The organism is Vibrio variabilis, assembly GCF_003263785.1.
Lineage (GTDB): Bacteria > Pseudomonadota > Gammaproteobacteria > Enterobacterales > Vibrionaceae > Vibrio > Vibrio variabilis.
Genome location: NZ_JYJK01000136.1, coordinates 1 through 6,053 on the forward strand (window position 1 = coordinate 1; position 6,053 = coordinate 6,053).

At 46.5% G+C, this 6,053-nt stretch carries 7 protein-coding genes and 2 pseudogenes; all 9 read right to left on the reverse strand.

The window, feature by feature from the left end; all coding sequences use genetic code 11:
• Window positions 1–309 (reverse strand): cell envelope integrity protein TolA (tolA, locus tag TZ48_RS22955; protein WP_112481002.1); only part of this gene is annotated, 309 nt, incomplete at its 3' end.
• A gap of 13 nt (window positions 310–322) precedes the next feature.
• Window positions 323–765: pseudogene (tolR, locus tag TZ48_RS22960) on the reverse strand (protein TolR).
• Window positions 765–1,450, reverse strand: a pseudogene (gene tolQ / locus TZ48_RS22965) (protein TolQ). Before tolQ ends, tolR begins: the two co-directional pseudogenes overlap by 1 nt.
• Window positions 1,440–1,865, reverse strand: a complete 426-nt coding sequence (gene ybgC / locus TZ48_RS22970; RefSeq protein ID WP_420822979.1) for a tol-pal system-associated acyl-CoA thioesterase — start codon at window positions 1,863–1,865, stop codon at window positions 1,440–1,442. The pseudogene tolQ and the gene ybgC overlap by 11 nt, the downstream one beginning before the upstream one ends.
• Before the next feature lie 178 nt (window positions 1,866–2,043).
• Window positions 2,044–2,346: a cyd operon protein YbgE gene (gene ybgE, locus TZ48_RS22975; RefSeq protein WP_112481006.1), complete on the reverse strand. Its 303-nt coding sequence runs from the start codon at window positions 2,344–2,346 to the stop codon at window positions 2,044–2,046.
• The gene (gene cydX, locus TZ48_RS22980) at window positions 2,339–2,446 is read right to left on the reverse strand and encodes a cytochrome bd-I oxidase subunit CydX (protein WP_000270284.1); all 108 of its coding nucleotides are present in this window, start codon (window positions 2,444–2,446) and stop codon (window positions 2,339–2,341) included. The genes ybgE and cydX overlap by 8 nt, the downstream gene beginning before the upstream one ends.
• Window positions 2,447–2,458: 12 nt before the next feature.
• Window positions 2,459–3,595 carry a cytochrome d ubiquinol oxidase subunit II gene (gene cydB, locus TZ48_RS22985; protein WP_112481008.1) on the reverse strand — a complete coding sequence of 379 codons (1,137 nt, stop codon included), beginning with the start codon at window positions 3,593–3,595 and terminating at the stop codon, window positions 2,459–2,461.
• A 15-nt stretch (window positions 3,596–3,610) separates the two neighbouring features.
• Window positions 3,611–5,197, reverse strand: coding sequence for a cytochrome ubiquinol oxidase subunit I (cydA, locus tag TZ48_RS22990; RefSeq protein WP_112460494.1), 1,587 nt, complete (start codon window positions 5,195–5,197; stop codon window positions 3,611–3,613).
• 551 nt (window positions 5,198–5,748) lie between these two features.
• A partial coding sequence (locus TZ48_RS22995; RefSeq protein WP_275426475.1) for a Holliday junction DNA helicase RuvB C-terminal domain-containing protein occupies window positions 5,749–6,053 on the reverse strand: 305 nt, incomplete at its 5' end.

Here is a 6,053-nt window from a genome sequence, read left to right on the forward strand (position 1 = left end):
TTTCAGCTTACGAATGCGCTCTTCTTCGGCTTTACGGTTACGTTCTAGCTGTTCGCTTTCACGACGCAGTTTGTCGAGACGGTCTTGCTCTTTTTTTGCGGCGGTTTCACGCTGCTTGCGGATTTCTGCCGCTTGCTGGCGAACGCGCGCAGGATCAATCACCACCGCTTGCACCATTCCAGTTGGCTCCGCTTTATCCATGTTAAAGTCGGTGCCCCACAGTAATGCGGCGACAAGCAACGCATGCGCGAACAAAGAGATCGCGATTGGCTTTCCGTAGCTGTTTTTAGTTTGCTTATTGCTTTTCATACGGCTGCGACAACTATTCCCTTAGATCCGTGAGTAGGCCAACCTTTGGAATACCCGCTTGACTAAGCTCATCCAACAACAACACCACCTCTGCGTATGGCGTGGAGGCATCCCCACCCACCGCAACGGGAGAGTTAGGGTTTATTGAAAGCTCAGCTTTAACTCGTACGATAATATCCTGAAGCTCAAACCGCGTTTCACATCTTCATTGTTCACGCTTAGCCCTAAGTTTCCGTCACGGTCGACTTCAACAATGATAAAACTTGCATCCGTATCGCCAGCTAGCTCTGAAGCAGGCTTAGCTGTTGAGGTCTTTGGTAGCTCAACATCCACTCCCTGAGTCACAAAAGGCGACGTCACCATGAAGATAATAAGCAGCACAAGCATAACGTCGATATAAGGTACGACGTTAATCTCACAGGTTAGCTTGCGTTTTTTTGGTTGGTAGCCAGCCATTATTGCTCCCTAGCGGCCATCGCTTGACGGTGCAAAATGCTGTGGAACTCTTCTGAGAAGGTTGCGTAGTTGTGCTCGAGCTTGCTCACTTTGTTGCTAAGACGGTTAAACGCCATTACCGCTGGAATTGCAGCAAATAGACCCATCGCCGTTGCAATCAACGCTTCTGCGATACCAGGCGCGACCATAGCAAGTGTGGCTTGTTTCACTTCACCGAGGGCGATAAACGCGTGCATGATACCCCAAACAGTACCAAACAGGCCGATATAAGGCTGATAGAGCCCACGGTCGCTAGGAATGGCAGGTTCGTTTCTAACTCTTCCACCTCGCGGGAAACTGCCACGCGCATTGAACGACCCGTGCCTTCCATAATGAAAGCTGGCGAGTCGGCATTCGATTTACGAAGGCGTAAAAACTCGGTAAAGCCCGAGTAGAAAATCTCTTCAGTGCCTGAAAGCTCATCTTTGCGCTTTTTCACATCTTGGTAGATATGAGAAAGATCGGCACCAGACCAAAAACGGTCTTCAAACGTCTCAGACTCTTTGGTGGCTTCTTTTAGCACTTTGCTGCGCTTGATGATCATCGCCCAAGATACGACCGACATACCCATCAGAATCAGCATGACCAATTGAACGAGTAGGCTTGCCTCGAGAATGAGGTCTACAAATGAAATATCAGCCGTCACTGTGTTTTAACTCCACTAAGATAGACGAAGGAATGGCCTTCGGCTTCATTTTAACATTATCGATACACGCCACTTTAACCAGTGCCTTCGCGATTGTCACATCTTGTTGGTCGACAATTTCTTGAGCAAATGTTAGCGACGCTTTCTTGAATTCTTCAATATAGGTTTTTACGGTGAGCTGGTCGTCCAGGCGTGCACCACGGATAAAGTCGATATCCATATGACGAACCACAAAGCCGGTATGCTCTTCTAGCAACACGCGCTGATTGACACCTTTGCTTCTAAGTAGCTCGGTGCGGGCACGTTCAAAGAAATTGAGGTAGTTCGAGTGGTAAACGACACCTCCTGCATCCGTGTCTTCGTAATAGACGGTCACAGGAAATTCGAAATACGATGATAACTGAGACAAACTGATCACTTCCTAAATAAAACTACGCATTAATATAACGCAACTCATTGTGATTGTTATAAGTGCTGACAAGAATTTTTGATTAAAGTGCCAAAATTTACACTTAATTGATGAAGATATTAGCGATTGCTCGCTTTTCATTGTTTCAAAAGGTAAAAAACCCGAGCAATCGCTCGGGCTTATTCTAAAAAACGTACATTAACGTTAAGTAACTCAACACAGTTAGCGACAAGTACGGACTAAATACTACCTGCCACAACCAAAACCTTGGTTTGAAGCCGATGCCGTAAACCATACTCGAACAGAGCGATAGCACAAACACTAAGCCTAACCATGGGGCGAAACCACCAATCGCTGCGTCATAGTCCTCAGGACTCCACATAAATAGGCCTGCGTTGGCAAAGCCAAGCACCAGTGATAAGGCGCGCAGTAGCACCTTATCCATAGGCTTGTGAATCTGCTCTAACTGTTGGTTAAGCTTACTCACTGTCTTTGTCCATCATCTCGCTGTGTTCAAGCCAAAGTGCATTGATGATACCGAACGCACAAGCCAAAAGAACACCTAAAATCCAAGCGAAATACCACATGTTAAATGCTCCTTAGTAAAGTGAATTCTTGTTTTCTTCGATGAACTTGTCATCAAGACGACCAAACATTTTGTAGTAAGTCCACGCTGTGTAGCTAAGAATAACTGGAACCATAACAAACGCTACCGCTGTCATTAGGTTCAGAGTCAACTCACTTGACGTCGCATCCCACATGGTCAAGCTGTGGTTAGGATTCATGCTGCTAGGCATCACGAATGGGAACATGGCAAAGCCAGCAGTAAAGATGATGCCACCGTTCGCTAGAGAAGACGCAATAAATGAAACTGCACATTTCTCAAGACGAGACGCTAGTACCGCTAGCAGAGGCATAACCACACCCAGTGCTGGAGCGATCCATAGAAGTGGGTACTTCTCAAAGTTTGTCATCCACGCACCTGCTTCGCGAACCACTTCTTTAACCAGTGGGTTTGAAGCGGCGTTGCCGTCGATGCTGCTCACGACTAGGTAACCGTCGATGCCTTGGATCCAGAAACCTGCACCAACAAATGCTACTACGGTTAGTAGACCCATGATTTGTGCTGTGTTGCGAGCACGAGTATGGATATCACCTGTGGTCTTCATTTGTAGCCATGTTGAGCCTTGAAGCAGGATCATGAATAGACTCACTAGACCACACAGTAGTGCGAATGGGTTAAGCAGAGCGAAGAATGAACCGTGGTAAGTCGGCATCATGAAATCGCTTAGCTGGAATGGGACACCTTGAAGTAGGTTACCAAACGCCACACCAAAGATAAGTGGTGGAACGAAACCACTGATTGAGATACCGATATCCCAAGCATCACGCCATTTTTTATCTTCTAGCTTAGAGCGGTAATCTAGACCGATTGGACGTAGCCAAAGCGCTGCTAGAGTCAGAATCATCGCTAGGTAGAAGCCAGAGAACGACGTTGCGTACACGAGCGGCCAAGCGGCGAATAGCGCACCACCAGCGGTGATTAGCCAAACCTGGTTACCGTCCCAGTGTGGAGCGATAGAGTTAATCATTACACGGCGCTGGGTGTCCGTTTTACCTAGGATAGGTACTAATGCACCTACCCCCATATCAAAACCATCGGTGATAGCGAAACCAGCAAACAATACGCCGATCAGTACCCACCAGATGAATCGTAAGACTTCGTAATCAAACATTCTTTTTCTCCTTGCTTACGCTTCTACTTGACGACTAACTTTGTTCTCTACCGTTTCGACGTTTTGTTCGAAGTGGTAGCGACCTGTCTTCAAGCTACTTGGGCCTTTGCGAGCGAATTTCACCATTAGGTAAACTTCGGCAATGAGGAACACCGTGTATAGAGCGATGATTGCGAATAGTGATGTCCAGATCTGACTTGCTGTCAGTGCTGATGCTGCCACGTGTACAGGCAGGATTTCACCTACGGCCCATGGCTGACGACCAAATTCAGCAACAAACCAACCGGCTTCTACTGCAATCCATGGTAGTGGAATGCTGAATAGTGCCGCTTTAAGGATCCATTTTTTCTGTTCAATTTTCTGACGACATGTCTGAATGAATGCCGCACCGAAGACGAATAGCATGATGAAGCCACACGCAACCATGATACGGAACGACCAGAATAGTGGCCAAACTGTTGGGATAGAGTCATCCGCAGCCGCTTGGATTTGATCTTCTGTCGCATCGACGACCTTGTCGGTGTAACGCTTAAGCAGTAGACCGTAACCAAGGTCTTGCTTCACGCCGTCGAAGGCTTCTAGGTTCGCGTCTGTACGCTCACCTGCACGCAGTTTTTCTAGAAGCTCGTACGCGTACATACCGTTACGGATACGATCTACGTGCTCTTCACGTAGGTCACGAAGACCTTGAACGGGTGTATCGATAGAACGTGTTGCGATGATACCCATTACGTATGGGATCTTAAGCGCGAAGTCGGTTTCCATCTTATCTTGGTTTGGAAGACCAAACACAGTGAACGCGGCTGGAGCTGGCTCTGTGTGCCACTCCGCTTCGATAGCCGCGAGTTTCACTTTCTGTACGTCACCAAGCTCGTAACCCGATTCGTCACCAAGAACAATAACAGACAGGATAGATGCCATACCGAATGACGCTGCAATCGCGAATGAACGACGAGCAAACGCCACGTCACGGCCTTTTAGTAGGTAGTAAGCACTGATACCCAATACGAACATCGCACCTGTGGTGTAACCTGATGCTACTGTGTGAACAAACTTAACCTGAGCAACTGGGTTGAGCACCACTTCTGCAAAGCTCACCATTTCCATACGCATGGTTTCGAAGTTGAACTCGGCGCCCACTGGGTGCTGCATCCAACCGTTCGCCACAAGGATCCAAAGTGCAGAGAAGTTAGAACCAAGAGCAACCAACCAGGTAACGGCTAAGTGTTGACGTTTTGAAAGCCTATCCCATCCAAAGAAGAAGAGTCCGACAAAGGTGGATTCGAGGAAGAAGGCAACGAGGGCTTCGATCGCCAGCGGCGCACCGAAAATATCACCCACGTAATGGGAGTAGTAGGACCAGTTCGTACCAAACTGGAATTCCATGGTTAGGCCGGTAGCCACACCTAGAGCGAAGTTAATGCCAAATAGCTTACCCCAGAACTTGGTCATGTCCTTGTAGATTTGCTTGTTGGTCATTACGTAGAGGGACTCCATGATGGCAAGTAAGAATGCCATACCTAGAGTCAATGGAACGAACAAGAAGTGATACATTGCCGTAATTGCGAATTGCAATCTCGACAGATCAACAACGTCTATCATGATAACTCCTTTTGTGTCGGCTGAACGACACTTTCTACATTATGCGCCGAGGATACTTGTTTAATGGAAATTAAACTTGTTGAGCAAATCAGCATCCTTGTTGCAAAAATGTACCTCAATGGTTAGTTAATTGTTAAGCTTGCGCTAATATAGCTGGAGCTAATATTACTGGGAAATGGAGTCGGTTTCAAAAGGTTTATTCAGGAAAATGCTTTGATGTAAGTCAATAAATAGAAGAAGTGAATTGTACAATCTTTAATCACACTGATGCAGATCAATTTTATTTGGAAAGGGAGTTTGACGTGGTGAGCAAAAAAAGAAAATTAGCAGCAGCTAATACCCCTTTAGTAGCAAGGGATTATAAACAATGTGCGTAACTCTGTGAACGAAAATCACGAAATTGATAGATTTTAATGATAGGAAATGTAAATAAAAGAAAGCTGCATATTCGCAATATTACTTTACAAATATGCAGCTCAATAATTGGCCTGGCAGATTTCATTCCTGTGATGTAGAACATAAGTTGCGTATCACAGTCCTACATCGAGACTTTAGTCTTTATCGATTCCAAAGTGTAAGTAGGCTCGATCTGAGGCAATACGCCCTCGCGGGGTGCGTTGCAGATAGCCCTGCTGAATCAAATAAGGTTCGATGACATCTTCAATGGTGTCTTTCTCTTCACCAATCGCTGCTGCTAGGTTGTCTAAACCAACAGGACCGCCTGAGAATTTCTCCATGATAGCAAGCAGGAGCTTCCTATCCATGTAGTCGAAACCTTGGTTATCGACATCCAGCATGTTCAGGGCTTTGTCTGCGATTTCAGCGCAAATATGACCGTTACCTTTCACCTCTGCAT

Bases quoted from the DNA above. Each gene is read 5' to 3' on its own strand.
- cydB (WP_112481008.1), bottom strand. From the start codon at position 3,595: ATGTTTGATTACGAAGTCTTACGATTCATCTGGTGGGTACTGATCGGC.
- cydA (WP_112460494.1), bottom strand. From the start codon at position 5,197: ATGATAGACGTTGTTGATCTGTCGAGATTGCAATTCGCAATTACGGCA.
- cydX (WP_000270284.1), bottom strand. From the start codon at position 2,446: ATGTGGTATTTCGCTTGGATTTTAGGTGTTCTTTTGGCTTGTGCGTTC.